14 protein-coding genes and 1 pseudogene are annotated in these 16,359 nt (G+C 34.5%); 7 read left to right on the plus strand and 8 right to left on the minus strand.

Going from position 1 to position 16,359, the window contains the following annotated elements; all coding sequences use genetic code 11:
* Positions 1-51 precede the first annotated feature (51 nt).
* Positions 52-528, plus strand: coding sequence for a RidA family protein (locus tag RM538_RS08825; RefSeq protein WP_311333057.1), 477 nt, complete (start codon positions 52-54; stop codon positions 526-528).
* On the opposite strand, the gene RM538_RS08830 is transcribed toward RM538_RS08825, so the two are convergent.
* Complete coding sequence (locus tag RM538_RS08830) at positions 523-1,302, minus strand: phage tail-like protein (RefSeq protein WP_311333058.1); 780 nt, start codon at positions 1,300-1,302, stop codon at positions 523-525. The genes RM538_RS08825 and RM538_RS08830 overlap by 6 nt on opposite strands.
* Before the next feature lie 166 nt (positions 1,303-1,468).
* Between RM538_RS08830 and RM538_RS08835 the strand changes: the two genes are divergently transcribed.
* On the plus strand, positions 1,469-2,098 hold the full coding sequence (locus RM538_RS08835; RefSeq protein ID WP_311333059.1) for a 7-carboxy-7-deazaguanine synthase QueE: 630 nt from the start codon (positions 1,469-1,471) through the stop codon (positions 2,096-2,098).
* A gap of 42 nt (positions 2,099-2,140) precedes the next feature.
* Here the strand turns inward: RM538_RS08835 and RM538_RS08840 are convergent, their stop codons facing one another.
* The gene (locus RM538_RS08840) at positions 2,141-2,689 is read right to left on the minus strand and encodes a DUF2911 domain-containing protein (protein ID WP_311333060.1); all 549 of its coding nucleotides are present in this window, start codon (positions 2,687-2,689) and stop codon (positions 2,141-2,143) included.
* 17 nt (positions 2,690-2,706) lie between these two features.
* Complete coding sequence (locus RM538_RS08845; protein ID WP_311333061.1) at positions 2,707-3,252, minus strand: DUF2911 domain-containing protein; 546 nt, start codon at positions 3,250-3,252, stop codon at positions 2,707-2,709.
* Between the two features lie 207 nt (positions 3,253-3,459).
* On the opposite strand from RM538_RS08845, the gene gyrB reads away from it, so the two are divergent.
* From gyrB to secDF, 4 genes are all read left to right on the plus strand, one after another.
* Positions 3,460-5,400, plus strand: a complete 1,941-nt coding sequence (gyrB, locus tag RM538_RS08850; protein ID WP_311333062.1) for a DNA topoisomerase (ATP-hydrolyzing) subunit B — start codon at positions 3,460-3,462, stop codon at positions 5,398-5,400.
* A 180-nt stretch (positions 5,401-5,580) separates the two neighbouring features.
* Entirely contained in the window at positions 5,581-6,507 is a 927-nt protein-coding gene (gene mdh / locus RM538_RS08855; protein ID WP_311333063.1) for a malate dehydrogenase, read from the plus strand.
* A gap of 77 nt (positions 6,508-6,584) precedes the next feature.
* On the plus strand, positions 6,585-7,193 hold the full coding sequence (locus RM538_RS08860; RefSeq protein ID WP_311333064.1) for a hypothetical protein: 609 nt from the start codon (positions 6,585-6,587) through the stop codon (positions 7,191-7,193).
* Positions 7,194-7,404: 211 nt separating this feature from the next.
* The gene (gene secDF, locus RM538_RS08865; protein ID WP_311333065.1) at positions 7,405-10,434 is read left to right on the plus strand and encodes a protein translocase subunit SecDF; all 3,030 of its coding nucleotides are present in this window, start codon (positions 7,405-7,407) and stop codon (positions 10,432-10,434) included.
* 158 nt (positions 10,435-10,592) lie between these two features.
* On the opposite strand, the gene RM538_RS08870 is transcribed toward secDF, so the two are convergent.
* From RM538_RS08870 to folE, 5 genes are read right to left on the minus strand one after another with little or no spacing between them, the layout of a single operon-like run.
* Entirely contained in the window at positions 10,593-11,081 is a 489-nt protein-coding gene (locus RM538_RS08870) for a DUF192 domain-containing protein (RefSeq protein WP_311333066.1), read from the minus strand.
* Entirely contained in the window at positions 11,081-11,905 is an 825-nt protein-coding gene (lgt, locus tag RM538_RS08875) for a prolipoprotein diacylglyceryl transferase (protein ID WP_311333067.1), read from the minus strand. Before lgt ends, RM538_RS08870 begins: the two co-directional genes overlap by 1 nt.
* A gap of 56 nt (positions 11,906-11,961) precedes the next feature.
* The gene (gene yidD, locus RM538_RS08880; protein ID WP_432279802.1) at positions 11,962-12,171 is read right to left on the minus strand and encodes a membrane protein insertion efficiency factor YidD; all 210 of its coding nucleotides are present in this window, start codon (positions 12,169-12,171) and stop codon (positions 11,962-11,964) included.
* Between the two features lie 40 nt (positions 12,172-12,211).
* The gene (gene cysS / locus RM538_RS08885; protein WP_311333068.1) at positions 12,212-13,696 is read right to left on the minus strand and encodes a cysteine--tRNA ligase; all 1,485 of its coding nucleotides are present in this window, start codon (positions 13,694-13,696) and stop codon (positions 12,212-12,214) included.
* A gap of 14 nt (positions 13,697-13,710) precedes the next feature.
* Positions 13,711-14,388: a GTP cyclohydrolase I FolE gene (folE, locus tag RM538_RS08890; protein ID WP_311333069.1), complete on the minus strand. Its 678-nt coding sequence runs from the start codon at positions 14,386-14,388 to the stop codon at positions 13,711-13,713.
* Positions 14,389-14,523: 135 nt separating this feature from the next.
* Between folE and RM538_RS08895 the strand changes: the two are divergent.
* Positions 14,524-16,359 (plus strand): annotated as a pseudogene (locus RM538_RS08895) (hypothetical protein); the annotation flags it as partial.

Here is a 16,359-nt window from a genome sequence, read left to right on the forward strand (position 1 = left end):
TATTTATGCTATTGAAATATTCCGTAATTTACTTTTTTTAAACTGAAACAAATGAAATGTAAGCTTTCTACCTTAATTACATGTATTACAATTCTGCTAATTACTATTTCTTGTAATAACTTACATACTGAAGAAACTGAAGCAGTACCTCCAATATTTCATAAATCTCATGAAGAGAAAAAGAAAAATGCTCCTTTTAGTGATGTGGTTCAGGTTGGAAATTTATATTTTCTAGCTGGGCAAATTGGTATGAATCATGCCACCAGAACACTCGTAGAAGGTGGTATTGAGGCTGAGACTAGACAAACCCTTGAAAATATTAAAGATGTTTTAGCGCAACATGATTTAAAAATGAAAGATGTTGTAAAGGCTACTGTAATTTTAGATACAATAGGAGATTTTGCAGCATTCAATAAAGTTTACACTACTTATTTTCCTCAAAAACCAGCTCGAACTACGTTTGCCGCCGAAGCATTAGCAAGAGGAGCAAAAATTGAAATAGAAGTTATAGCAGTTAAATCGTTATAATATTTTTTCAATATAAATATTTGCAGCGCCTACTTCTCTAATTTCTACAGTATTTGTTGCATTACTTGCATTTCCTGCTTGTTGTACAATAACAGCAATTGCATCTCCATTTGTAACCTCTAATACCTCAGTTAGATGTAATGAAGAACTTTGATGACCATTATTGGTTCTTATATAACCAGTAGAGCTGTAAGATGCAACGGGAGTTCCATTTACCGTAATCCTCATTTCTGGTGCCATACGGTCTCTGACGTCGGCAGTAATTAGAGGTATATTGACAACAATTCTATATCTACCAGTTTCAGAAATAGTAATTTCATTAGTTAGAAAATTAGGAACATAAAGAGTCGTGTTGTCATTCCACTCTTGTGTGCCAAGTAAGGGAGCATTTATAGCTGGACTTGCATTTACATTGGTAGTAATGTCTAAATTTGAGTATTTAATAGACTGCCCAATGTTAGATGAATTTACTGGAGCTACATCAAAAGCTTCCCAAATAGGAGTGGAAGTATTATTGGAGTTAAATTGAAACTCATCGCTATCTGTATTGTAAATTAATAATCCATTAGCTGGATTTGAAATAGCATCTCTCTGCGCAGATGTCATTCTAGGAATCAACATACCCTTATTTGTAGAAGTTATGTCTATGATTGACGAGTTATCTGGAGAGGTAGTATTGATACCAACTTGAGCAAAAATTGTAGTGCTTGAAAAAATTGAAAACAATACTAGAAGCACTAACAATTTATTAGGGATAATTTGAGTTAAGTTCATAACGGGGATATTTTCTTTACTCTACAAAATTATTCAAAAAGCAGACCAAAGGCACATGCTAAAAGAAATTTTCGGGCAAAAGTATGAAAAACTGCCAAAATGTTAAAAACTTTAACATTTAAACTTTTAGCTGGTGAGTCTATTTTCTTGTTGTACTTTTGCCACAATGAAAAATGATACGCAAGATCTAGTAGAAAAAGGAATAATGTTACCTCTAATGGAGGCTTTTTATACAATTCAGGGAGAAGGTTTTCACAAGGGGACAGCTGCATATTTTGTAAGAATTGGAGGTTGTGATGTAGGGTGCCATTGGTGTGATGTTAAAGAAAGTTGGAATCCAGAAATACATCCCCCAACTGCAATTGGGGCAATTGTAGAAGATGCAAAAGAGTATTCTGAAACTATAGTTATAACTGGAGGAGAACCACTTACATGGAATATGGCTCCATTAACTGGATTATTAAAAGATGCAGGAATGCAAATTCATATAGAGACATCTGGTGCATATACTCTAACAGGTTCTTGGGATTGGATTTGTCTTTCACCAAAAAAAATTAAACTTCCTACTCCTGAGATTTATCCAGTTGCAAACGAGCTTAAGGTTATAGTTTATAATAAAAGTGATTTTGCATTTGCAGAAGAACAAGCTGCTAAGGTAACTAAGGATTGTATTTTGTACTTGCAGCCAGAATGGAGTAATCGTGAAAAAATGATGCCTCTAATTGTAGATTATGTAATGAAAAATCCTAAATGGAAAGTTTCACTACAGACCCATAAATATCTTAATATCCCATAAAAAAAGCCGCTAGATAGCGGCTTTTTTTTATTTTTCTTAAAATTATTTTTTTGTAAAAGGTACAGCGATTCTAACTTTGCCCCAACCTAAGTGCATGTGTACACCATTATCAACACCTTCAAAAGCAATTGAAAATGCTTCTAAAGAGTCGCTTGCCATAGTTGCAGGAACAGATAGTCTTGCTACATCGTTAGCTTCATTATAAAAATACGATCCCCAAACATTCAAGTCACTACTAATAATAGCAGTCCACTCTTTTTCTCCAGGAATTACATAAAAAGTATACGTTCCAGCTTTTACCATAGTATCACCAAGCATCATATCTGTATATAGAGTAAGTTCTGCAGCTTCGTTAGCTCCGGTTCTCCATACTTTACCATTTGGAGCTAATTTACTAAGACTTCTTTCTTTAAGTTGAGGTCTGCTGTATGTCACTTTTATAAGTTTATTGGCCTCTTTATAGTCAGATGGATATGCTGCAGCATCCATAGGACTTTTGTCTAATGGTTTAAATTCTTGTGCGCTTACCGTCACAGTTAGTAATAGTAAAAAGGCACATGTGATTGCTTTAATTGCGTTTGCTTTTGTCATAATGTTATAGTTTAAAATTAATTTGTTTTAGTAAAAGGTATTTCAATATAAGTATCGTCCCAACCTATCATTAAAGTTGTGCCATTTTCTTCAGGCCTAAAGACCATAGATAGAGTTTCGGTTGGTGCAGGAGCATTTCTGCTTTTAATTTTTAATCTTGCTATATCTTTTTCGGGTTTGTAGCTATAGGCTCCCCATACATTAGTGTCGCTATTAATAATAACCGTCCACTCATCTTTGTTAGGTATTGTATAGAGGGTGTATGTTCCGGGTTTAAGTAAGGTTTTCCCAAATTTTAGTGTCCTGTATAAAGTAAGTTCTGTAGCTTCATTAGCTCCCGTTCTCCAAACTTTTCCGAAGGGAACCAAATTACCAAAGATTTCCCTTCCTTTTTTTGAAGGACGACTATAAATTACTCTTGCAATTGGAGGTGTGTCTCTATTTTCTCTTGCCATTGCTAAGTCCATAGGACTTGAGTCCATTTTAGGAAACATTTGAGCATTAGTTATACTTGGGAAAATAGCTAAGTAGAAGAAGAGAGATAAGGAAAATAAAGGTTTCATAAAATTAATAAGTGTGCTTTTTGTCGTGTTTATTTGATGCTTCTTACATCTTGAAATTTGCTTAAAACAAATATCGTTTTTTGAATATAATTTTTTCACAATAATTTGTTAATAACTTACTTGCCTGTTACCCCCGAATACCTATATTTTATGAGGGGTTTTGTTATATTTGTTTGTTATGAAATTTTAGTAATACAACCTAATTTTATGAAGGACGAAAAAGATATTAAAGTGTATGGTGCGGATAGTATCCAAGCCTTAGAAGGAATGGAACACGTGCGTATGCGACCATCAATGTATATTGGTGATGTTGGAGTACGAGGATTACACCATTTAGTATACGAAGTTGTAGACAATTCTATTGACGAAGCTTTAGCAGGACATTGTGATACTGTAAATGTTTGGATAAACGAAGACAACTCTATTACTGTTCGTGATAATGGACGTGGAATCCCAGTAGATTTACATAAAAAAGAAGGTGTTTCTGCCCTTGAAGTTGTAATGACCAAAATTGGTGCAGGAGGTAAGTTTGACAAAGACTCCTATAAGGTTTCTGGAGGGCTTCACGGTGTAGGGGTTTCTGTGGTAAATGCACTTTCTGAAAGCTTAAAAGCTACTGTATATAGAAACGGTAAAATTTGGGAGCAAGAGTATGAAAGAGGAAAAACTATGTACCCTGTAAAATCTACAGGCACTACAGAAGATAGAGGTACACTTGTTACTTTTAGACCAGACCCTCAAATATTTCAACAAACGCTTGATTATAACTATGATACCCTAGCTAGTAGATTACGTGAACTAGCATACCTTAACAAGGGAATTACCATCACTATTGAAGATAAACGTCATAAAAATGAAGATGGAAGTTTTGTTGGTGAAACATTTTATTCTGAAGAAGGACTTAAAGAATTTATTCGTTTTCTAGATGGAAATAGAGAAATGCTAATTGCAGATGTTATTGCTATGGAAGGCGAAAAAAATGACATTCCTGTAGAGGTAGCAATGGTATATAATACTTCGTATAATGAAAACTTGCACTCGTATGTAAATAACATTAATACACACGAAGGAGGAACACATCTATCTGGTTTTAGGAGAGGATTGACGCATACCCTAAAGAAATACGCAGATGCTTCTGGAATGTTAGATAAATTAAAGTTCGATATTTCTGGAGATGATTTTAGAGAAGGACTTACAGCAATAGTTTCAGTAAAAGTAGCAGAGCCACAATTTGAAGGGCAAACTAAGACTAAACTTGGAAATCGTGAAGTGAGTTCAGCAGTAAGTCAAGCTGTTTCAGAAATGCTTGAAAACTACTTAGAAGAAAACCCAAACGATGCTAAAACTATTGTTCAAAAAGTAATCTTAGCAGCAACTGCACGTCACGCAGCACGAAAAGCTCGTGAAATGGTGCAACGTAAAACCGTAATGAGTGGTGGAGGCTTACCTGGAAAGTTAAGTGATTGCTCAGAGCAAGACCCAGAAAAGTGTGAAGTATTCTTAGTTGAGGGAGATTCGGCGGGTGGTACTGCAAAGCAAGGACGTGACCGTAATTTTCAAGCTATTTTGCCTTTACGTGGTAAGATATTGAACGTAGAAAAAGCAATGCAACATAAGGTGTTTGAAAATGAAGAAATTAGAAACATCTTTACAGCTCTAGGAGTAACTATTGGTACCGAAGAAGATAGCAAAGCACTTAATCTTGAAAAACTTCGCTATCACAAAGTAGTGATTATGTGTGATGCCGATGTAGATGGTAGTCATATTGCAACGTTAATTTTAACCTTCTTTTTTAGATATATGAAAGATCTTATTGAAGCGGGTTACGTATACATTGCCACTCCTCCTTTATACCTTGTTAAAAAAGGAGCAAAAAAGAGGTATGCATGGTCTGATAAAGAAAGAGATGCATTAAATGAAGAGTTTGGAGGTAGTGCTGCTATCCAGAGATACAAAGGTCTTGGAGAGATGAACGCAGAACAACTTTGGGATACTACAATGAACCCTGAGTTTAGAACATTACGCCAAGTAACTATAGACAATGGTACTGAAGCAGATAGAATTTTCTCAATGTTAATGGGTGATGAGGTTCCACCTCGTAGAGAATTTATAGAGAAAAACGCTGTATATGCAAATATTGATGTTTAATTAATAATGATTTTAGAATTAGAAAACACCTGCAAAATTTGCAGGTGTTTTTTTATGATTAAACTTTTCATAAAATCAAAAGTTCAAACTGATTTTAAGTAGATTATATATATTTTTGCAGCTCAATAAATTAGTAACCAATATAATCTCTTAGTAGAGAAAAATTAAAAAATAGATTTTATGAAAATTACAGTTGTTGGAGCAGGAGCAGTAGGCGCAAGTTGTGCCGAATATATCGCAATTAAAAACTTTGCAAGCGAAGTTGTATTATTAGACATTAAAGAAGGATATGCAGAAGGAAAAGCGATGGATTTAATGCAAACAGCTTCCTTAAATGGTTTTGATACTCGTATTGTGGGTTCTACTAACGACTACTCTAAAACAGCAGATAGTGACATTTGTGTTATTACAAGTGGAATCCCTCGTAAACCAGGAATGACTCGTGAAGAGCTTATAGGTATTAATGCAGGAATTGTGAAATCAGTTTCAGCAAGTCTTATAGAGCACTCTCCTAACACAATTGTGATTGTTGTGAGTAATCCTATGGATACTATGACGTATTTAGTACACAAGACTACCAATCTTCCTAAAAACAGAATTATAGGTATGGGTGGCGCACTAGATAGTGCTCGTTTTAAGTATCGTTTAGCCGAAGCTTTAGGAGCACCTATTAGTGATGTAGACGGAATGGTAATTGGAGGTCATAGTGATAAAGGTATGGTGCCGTTAACGCGTTTGGCAACTAGAAATAGTGTTCCAGTAACAGAATTTATTTCTTCTGAAAGACTAGACCAAGTAAGAGAAGACACTAAAGTTGGTGGAGCTACTTTAACTAAGCTTTTAGGAACTTCTGCATGGTATGCACCAGGAGCAGCTGTATCTGGATTAGTACAAGCTATTGCTTGTGACCAGAAAAAAATATTCCCTTGTTCAACTTATTTAGAAGGAGAATATGGACTAAATGACCTTTGTATTGGAGTACCTGTAGTATTAGGTCGTAACGGAATTGAAAAGATTGTTGATGTTGACTTAAATGATGCAGAAAAAGCACATATGCAAGAAAGTGCAGCAGGAGTAAGTAAAACAAATGGTTTACTAGAGTTGTAGAATAATATAGTTACCTGAAAAACATATTTTTATAAAGGCTACAGTTTATGTAGCCTTTATTTTTTTATATTTGCCGCATGCGTACAAAATGGTACTTAGGAGCATTTATTATTGTACTCGCTTTCTTAGGAGTTAGTGTTGAAAAATCAGCAGTTGTAAACCAAGAGATCGAAGTACAGTATAGTGACCAGAATGTTACCAGCGCGGCGCTTCAAAAAACACTTCAAGTTGTAAAACAACGCCTATTAAGTGCTGGCGTTACTAACATCCAAGTAAACCAATCTTCTACAGGTACCTTAAGAATAACGTATTACAGTACTATAGATGTAACGAGTGTACAACAGTTATTTAATGAGGATGAGAATATTGCTATTCTTTTTTCTTCTTCAGAAAAAGACAAATCTTCTATTCCTTCAAAAGAGAAGCATGTTGATTATGAGTTTAATATTTCTGAAATACAAACCACTCAAGATATAGCAATCGATTTTGAAGGGTTGGTGATTGATTCTCAAATAGTCAATAATCAATTTTATGATATTGTACATTATACATCTCTAGATAGAGATTATGTACTTCAAAATCTAGCTAATAAAGAAAAAGTAGCCTACCAATTCTACCAAAAAAGGTTACTAACTTATTTACCCAATCGTTTTATTCCAGAGGTTAGGGCGGGTCCTAAAGTTTAAATACACACTTTATTTATAGAATTACTTCGTCAGTTCGGGTGTCCTAAATTTATTCTGGATGTATTGAGAACCAATTAACAAAGTATTCTAATTATCTATTTCTGAAATCATTTTCAGAAGCAAAAAATATATCAATAACAATCATTGTCAAATTATACTGCAAATTATATATTTGCTCGTTTTTTAAAAAATTGACACAAAAAATACAAGCATGCAAAACAAAGGACTAATTACCGTTTTTGCCATACTTTTTGGGCTGGTAAGTTTATACCAACTCTCATATACGTATGTTGCAAACAAAGTGGAAGATGATGCAAGAAATTATGCCATCAATAACTTTTCTGAAGATCAACCTAACGAAAGAGCAGAAGCAGAAGCTCGCTACTTAGACTCTATTACCAATAGTGGTGAGTCTATTATGTTTGGGATAGACTATAAAAAATCTAAAGAAAAAGAACTTAACAAAGGACTTGATTTAAAAGGGGGTATTAATGTAATCTTGCAAGTATCTGTAAAAGATATTTTAAAAGGATTAGCTAATAATACTAAAGATCCTGCATTTAATCAAGCACTAGAAAATGCAACAGAAATTCAAAAAGATGCTCAAGAAACTTATCTTGAATCGTTCTTTACGGCTTTTGAAGATCTACCTGGGGAAAATAAATTAGCATCACCTAGTATATTCTTCAATAAAAACCTGGAAGAAGATATTAGTAGTGATATGACGAATGAGCAAGTACAAAGTGTGCTAGCCGAAAAAATAGACGAGAATATTACTTCTGCTTTTGAAGTACTACGTAAGCGTATTGATAAGTTTGGGGTTACACAACCTAACATTCAACGTCTTGGGAACTCTGCTCGTATCTTGGTTGAATTACCAGGAGCAAGAGACGTAGAGCGTGTTAAAAAACTTGTTACTAGTACAGCACAATTAGAGTTCTGGGATGTGTATAAGTATGATGAAATTGGAAATTTCTTAGTAGAAGCAGATGCCAAAGTAAGAGATTTAATAAAACCAGAGACACCAGAAGAAGCTGTACAAGATTCTACACAAACTGATACAGATGAAAATGTAATTGATGACTTATTAGATGGCGAGGATGTAGAAGATGCTACTGAAGATCCTGAGGTAAGAAACCCAATATTTTCTTTAATGGTTGCTCCAGGTTTTCAAGGAGGAGCTTCTTTAGGAAGTTTTCAAGTAAAGGATACTGCAACAGTTGGCGAATACTTACGTATGCCTAAAGTAAAGTCTTTATTAACAGGTGACCAACGTAATACTAAGTTTGTTTGGGGCTTACCTACAGAACTTGAAACTGCAGATGGAGAAACTCTACAAACTTCAGTTTTATATGCCTTAAATGTAGAAAATAGAGATGGCTCTGCTCCATTAGGTGGAGGTGTTGTAGTAGGATCAGATCAAGGATTTGACCAATTAAATAACGTAGTCGTAAACATGCAAATGAATGGGACTGGAGCTAAGATTTGGGAAGATATGACCGAATATGCATTCCAGAACCAAAGACAAATTGCTATTGTACTAGATGATGTAGTATATTCTGCTCCAACAGCAAGTAATGGTAAAATTGAAGGAGGTAGAACGCAAATCTCAGGAGACTTTACTATTGCAGAAGGAGAAGATTTAGCAAACGTATTAAGAGCCGGTAAATTACCAGCATCTGCAGATATTATTGATGCTGAGGTTGTAGGTCCAACATTAGGACAAGAAGCTATTGATAGTGGAGTTCTATCTTTTGGAATTGCCTTACTATTTGTGTTGATATGGATGATTTTTTACTACGGTAAAGCAGGTGCTTTTGCAGATATTGCATTAGCTGTAAACATACTGTTCATCTTCGGTATATTAGCTGGACTAGGAGCTGTATTAACGCTTCCTGGAATTGCAGGTATTGTATTAACTATAGGTATCTCGGTAGATGCGAACGTACTTATATTTGAGCGAATACGAGAAGAGCTTGCTAAAGGTAAAATACAAAAAGATGCTATTAAAGACGGATTTAATAATGCCCTATCTTCTATTCTTGATGCTAACATTACAACAGGATTAACAGGTATTATTCTTTTAGTATTTGGTACAGGACCTATTAAAGGTTTTGCAACTACACTATTAATAGGTATTGCTACCTCACTATTTACAGCCATCTTTATCACAAGATTATTTATAGATAGTTATACTAAAAACGGTAAATCGTTACCATGTTCAACTGCATTTACTAAAAACTTATTCAAAAATGTTAATATTAACTTCCTAGGTAAGCGTAAGGTTGCTTATGTTATTTCAGGAATTTTAATAGCTATAAGTTTAGGTTCTTTATTTACAAATGGCCTTAACCAAGGTATTGATTTTGTGGGTGGGCGTACCTATACGGTTCGTTTTGATAAAGACATGGATGCACCTTCGGTACAAGAAGATTTAGTTGCTGCTTTTGGAAGTGCTGAAGCAAAAACCTACGGTAGTGCAAACCAACTTAAAATTTCAACTAAGTATAAAGTAGATGAGAGTGGAGAAGAAGTAGATGAAGAAATACAGCAATTATTATTTAATACCTTAAAGTCTAATTTTCCAGCAGATATGGTTTATGAAGACTTTAAAATTGAAGCAGATAATCAAACCAAAACGGCAGGTTTAATGGAGTACTATAAAGTAAATCCAACCATTGCAGATGATATTAAGCAATCATCATTCTGGGCTGTACTTGGTTCGTTAGTAGTAGTATTCTTGTATATCTTATTGCGTTTTAGAAGATGGCAATTTAGTTTAGGTGCTGTTGCTGCCGTATTCCATGATGTATTATTGGTATTAGGTATTTTCTCTTTAACGTATAAGATAATGCCATTTAGTATGGAGATTGACCAATCGTTTATCGCGGCAATCCTTACTGTAATTGGATACTCATTAAATGATACCGTGGTTGTGTTTGACCGTATTAGAGAATACTTTAATGAACATGCAGGGTGGAAAATGAACAGAATTATTAATAGTGCCTTAAACAGCACGTTGAGTAGAACTTTAAATACTTCGGTTACTACATTAATTGTATTACTATGTATTTTCTTAATTGGAGCAGAATCTATTAGAGGTTTAATCTTTGCATTAATAGTGGGTGTACTTGTAGGTACATATTCTTCATTATTTATTGCAACTCCAGTATTCTACGATACTGTTAAGAAAAGAGGTATTGATTTATCTGATAAAAAAGAAGAAGAAGAGGAAGCGTAATCTCTTTCTTTTCTGAAGCATAAAAAAAGCGACTAGATTTCTCTAGTCGCTTTTTTATCTTAATTAGTGTTATCTAATTATTTGTTTTTGCTTTAAATAAAACAGGCTTTTATTATGTGTTTAGTAGAAATAAAAAGAGAACACATATTAACTTTTCTCTAGCTTCTCGTAAATTCAAGTTTATCTCCAACTTCTAACCCCCAAGTATCAGATAAACCAGCATTTACCTCTAAAACATACATTGCCGGTGCTTCAGAAGGTAAAGAAGTTTCATCAAAGGGTTGTGCATTTTTTTGAATGCTTACAATCTCTTTTTCTGCATTTAGGTAGATAATGTCTAAGGCAAACTCAGTATTCTTCATATAAAAAGAGCGGCGTACTTCATCATTAAAAATAAAAAGCATCCCTTGGTTATCTGGCATAGACTTTCTATACATTAAACCAGTTTGCGTTTGGTATTCATCATCGGCAATTTCAATATCTAGTGTTATAACAATAGAGTCTGAAATAGCTTTTTTAAGTGTACCTTCTCCTTCCTTAGTAAATGTTACTTCTTTGGTAAGTACCTTAGTATCTGTATTTTTTTTCTTGCAACCAGTAGTGAATAGAAACCCCAAAAGAGCGGCACTTATTATTACTTTTTTCATTACGTTATTTTTCTATTTTTTGAAGAAACAATTAGGTACATTCCAAATAGTATAAACGGAATACTTAACCATTGACCTGTGTTAAGGAGCCAGTCTGCTCGGTCTTCTACTTGTGCCTCTTTTACAAACTCTACTAAGAATCTAACTAACCATAAGAGCACTAAGAATACTCCAAAAATATATCCTAAATACTTTCTTTTATCTGTTTTCCAGTAAATGGACCATACTATCAAGAAAACAATTATATATCCAGCAGATTCGTATAATTGTGCAGGATGTCTTGCAAAATCTTCTCCTAATTGTTTAAAAACTACACCATAGTCAGAGCCTGTTGGTTTTCCAATAATTTCAGAATTAATAAAGTTACCAATCCTAACAAAAATTCCACCACACGTAACAGCAATAATAATCCTATCCAAGATCCATAACACTGGCTTTTTTAGTATTTTTTTGCTGTAAATAAACATTGCTATTATTATAACAATTGCAGCGCCGTGACTCGCTAAACCTTGAAACCCAGTAAACTTAAATTCTGGTACAGTTTGTATTGGTAGTAGGACCGAAAGCGGGTCTTGAGTGATTAGTTCTGGTTGATAAAAAATAACATGCCCCAACCTAGCTCCTAAGAGGGTTGCAACAACCATATAGATAAATAAGCTGTCTAGTTTAGACTCAGGCTCCCCTTCGTTCTTAAAAATACGTTTCATGATAAACCAACCAAGCGTAAAAGCGATTACAAACATTAAGCTATAATAACGTATTACAAAAAAACCAAGGTCTATTCCTGGAGAAGGATCCCAATCAAAACTTAAGAAGTGTATCATTTCTATTTTTTAATTTAGAGTAAAGATAGCAAAATAGAGCGGGTAGGTTTTAAGATTTAATTTTTTTCTTTTTTTGTTTCTGGTACAGGGTCGTAACCCTGTCCGCCCCAGGGATTACAACTCCCAATTCTTTTAATTGCTAACCAACCCCCTTTAAAAAAGCCATGTTTTTGCAGGGCCTCAACTGCATAATGTGAACAAGTTGGGCTAAACCTACAAGTGGACGGGGTTAGCGGAGAAATAAACTTTTGGTACACACGTATCATTACAATGAATGGATATGTGAGTGCCTTTTTCAAAATAGTTCTAGTTTAGAGAATACGTAGTTCCTTCTTTGCCGTCCTTTAATTGAATTCCAGCTTCTTGTAGCTCATCTCTTATGCGATCACTTGTTGCAAAATCTTTATTTGCTCTTGCATTGTTACGAAGTTCGATAAGTAATGCAATGGCACTATCCAGCTTGTTGCCATCATTTCCAGTTTCTGAAGCACTATCAAGTAATCCAAGCACGTCAAAAATGAAGTCATGCATGGTTTGTTTTAGTGTAGCTAAATCTTCTGAAGAAATAGTTTCTTTCTTTTCTGTAATGGCATTAATATGTTTTACAGCCTCAAATAATTGAGCGATAAGGACAGGACTATTAAAGTCATCATCCATAGCGTCATAACAAGATTTTTTCCAAGAATCAATATTTATACTCGAAGTTTTTGAAGCTTCTAATGTATCTAAAGTTCTATAAGCGTCCATTAACTTGTTATACCCTTTTTCGCTTGCTAATAGTCCATTATCTGTTAAGTCTAAAACACTTCTGTATGATGATTGGGCATTAAAAAACCGAATTACACTTGGGCTATATGCTTTGCTGAAGAACTTATTTTTACCGGATAATAATTCATCTGGATTAACTGTATTTCCAGTTGATTTTGACATGCGTTGCCCATTTAAGTTTAGCATATTAGCATGCATCCAATAATTTACTGGAGAAGTTCCTTTTGCAGCTTCTGCTTGAGCAATTTCACACTCATGATGCGGAAATTTTAAATCCAACCCTCCACCATGAATATCAAAATTATCACCTAAATACTTAGTACTCATTACACTACATTCTAAATGCCAACCTGGAAACCCATCACTCCAAGGAGATGGCCAGCGCATAATGTGTTGTGGTTCTGCCTTTTTCCAAAGTGCAAAATCTTGCGGATTTTTTTTGTCACTTTGCCCCTCAAGAGCTCTGGTGTTATGAATTAAATCTTCAAGCTTACGTTTACTTAATTTTCCGTAGTTGTTAGTGTCATTAAACTTGTGAACGTCAAAATAAACAGAACCATCCACTTCGTAACCAAATCCGTTATCAATAATAGCTTTAATAAATTCTATTTGTTCAACAATATGTCCTGTAGCAGTAGGTTCTATACTAGGAGGTAAAAAGTTAAGTGTGTTTAAGATATTATGAAAATCTATAGTGTAACGCTGCACAATTTCCATTGGTTCTAATTGCTCTATTCGCGCTTTTTTTGTGATTTTATCTTCTCCTTCATCTTCATCATTTTCTAAGTGTCCAGCATCTGTTATATTCCGTACATATCTTACTTTATAACCTAAATGCTTTAAATACCTAAAAACCATGTCAAAAGACATAAATGTTCTAACATTTCCTAAATGAACATTACTGTAAACAGTTGGTCCACATACATACATACCTACAGAACCCTCATTAATAGGTATAAATTTTTCTTTACTCTTAGTTATAGAATTGTATATAGTAAGGTTATTCTTTTTGACTGTAGTCATGTTTATTTTACGCTTTAAAATTGCGTTTCAAGTTTAATGTAGTCTAAAAATTCTCTTCTTGTTTCGGATTTTTTGAAAGCACCACCAAACTCACTTGTTACAGTACTGCTATCAATATCTCTAATGCCTCTAGAATTGACACATAGATGTTTTGCGTCTATTACGCAGGCTACATCATCAGTATTTAATACCTCTTGAAGTTCTTTAACTATTTGCATTGTAAGACGTTCTTGTACTTGAGGTCTTTTAGCGTAATAATCTACAATACGATTCATTTTACTTAAGCCAACAACACTTCCACTAGATATATATGCAATGTGCGCTTTTCCAACAATTGGAAGTAAGTGGTGTTCGCAAGTAGAATAAAGTGTAATGTTTTTTTCTACAAGCATTTCTCCATACTTATACTTATTTTCGAAGGTAGAAGCTTTTGGTTTTCTGTCAGGATGAAGTCCTCCGAATACTTCTTTAACAAACATTTTTGCTACTCTCATTGGAGTTCCTTTTAGGCTGTCATCGTTTAGGTCTAATCCTAAAGTTTGTAAAATACTGTTCACATCTTTTTGAATAAGATCAATTTTTTCAATATCACTTAACTCAAATGCATCTTCTCTTAAAGGAGTATCTGAAGATGTGCCAATATGTTCATCTCCGTACGCTTCAATTTCTTTTAATTGCTTGTCTAAACTCATTGTAATAACTAACTAATTTGCAAAGATACTACTTTCGTTTCGGTGTTTAATGTATGACTTGGCAGTTTTTAGAAATTTGAAATTGTTGAATTTCATAAAATTTTCTTAAATTTCACAAATTATACCCATTTCACTATGAAAAAATACTCCTCAATTTTACTGTTTTTTTGTTTCGCAGTAATAACAAACCTAGATATTTCAGCACAAGAAACCCTGTTTGTTGATGCTGGCCCTGATATGACAGCTACATGTGCTTCTGGCGGTTGTGTGAATATTACGGCCTCATACCAACAAACTTTTGAAACTATTAGTGAAGTTTATACCGTAGAGTCAATACCTTATAATCCCCCGTTTCCTTTTAGTGGCCTAGCAAATTCTTTAAATCCAAATATTGACGATGCTTGGTCTAATGTTGATAATTTACCTTTCGATTTTTGTTTTTTTGGTGAATTGAAGCAACAATTTCAAGTGGGTTCAAATGGTGTAATTCGTTTAGATGTTGACCCTAGTGATACAGGAGTTAATAGTAATGCATGGCCATTTACAGCAGACCTTCCAAATAATGCTGTAGAGGCTCTTGCAGAAGCTAATGTTTTTACTCCAGTTCACGATATAGACCCAACAGAATCTTCTACAGAAGAAATAGGCTATGAAGTTATAGGTACGTCTCCAAACAGAGCTCTAGTAGTTTCATATTTTGAAGTGCCAATGTTTTCAGGTTCTTGTAATAGTTTATTGGCAACTCATATGGCAGTTTTTTATGAGTACTCAAATACTATTGATATTTACATACGAGATAAACCCTCTTGTCCTACATGGAATAGTGGAAGTGCTGCTCTTGGAATACAAAATGATGATGGGACAATTGCTTATGTTCCTCCAGGAAGGAATACTTCAGATTCTCCTTGGGCAACAAATAATGAAGCTTGGCGATTTAGACCCGATGGTGTAGAAACCTCAAGTTTTGAGTGGGTTGATGATACTGGGACTGTAATTGGGACAACACCAACTCTTAATGTATGTGTGTCTGGACCAGAAGTTTTTACAGCTCGAGTAACTTATACAAATACATGTAATGGTGATATTGTGGTTCTAGAAGATACAGTTTCAGTTACTACTACGGCAAACTTTAGTGTTGACCTAGGGCCAGATATTGATACATGCGACACAAGTGATATTATTTTAAATGGAGATTCTGGAACTCCTGGTTTTACCTACGAGTGGTTTAGAAATGGTGTTTCACAAGGACCTCCCACAATAGACGATACTACTTTTACAGTCATGGCACCAAATTCTGATACATACTCTGTTGAAGTTGTAGACCCTACAGACCCCACTTGTGTTGTTGGAGATTCTGTAAATGTAAATTTTCGCCCTCAACCTGTAATCGCAAGTCCCCCAATGGACTTGTTTGTTTGCGATAACGGTTCTGGATCAGGGGATTTTGATTTAACTGAAAATGATGATGATGTTCTTGGAGCTCAAGACCCAGCTGAATTTGATAACATTACATATCATACTTCACAAGTTGATGCAAATTCAGGTAATAGTCCTATTCCTAATCCCGATATGTATTCTTTTACGGGAACTCAGCTAGAGATTTTTGTTAGAATTGAAAACAACTCCGGAACATGCTTTGCCACAGCATCATTTTTTATAGCATATACTCAAGTTTCTATAGGAGCGCTTACAACTTTAGAAATTTGTGATGATGATGGAACAGTTTCGTTAGATTTAGCAATGCTTAAAGATGATGAAGCGTTAAATGGCTTAGACCCCTTAGAGTATTCGGTTTCTTATCATGCTTCACAAGCAGATGCAGATACTCCTTCTGGAGCATTCCCTAATCCCTACAATACATCAATGTCTCAAACTATTTTTGTGAGAGTTGAGAATAATGTAAACCCGTCGTGTTTTATAACAGATACTTTTACACTTGATATTTTTATTGCTCCTTCGCCTAATACTAAT

Origin of the sequence: Patiriisocius hiemis, from assembly GCF_031846325.1 — a bacterium.
Taxonomy (GTDB): Bacteria; Bacteroidota; Bacteroidia; order Flavobacteriales; family Flavobacteriaceae; genus Patiriisocius_A; species Patiriisocius_A hiemis.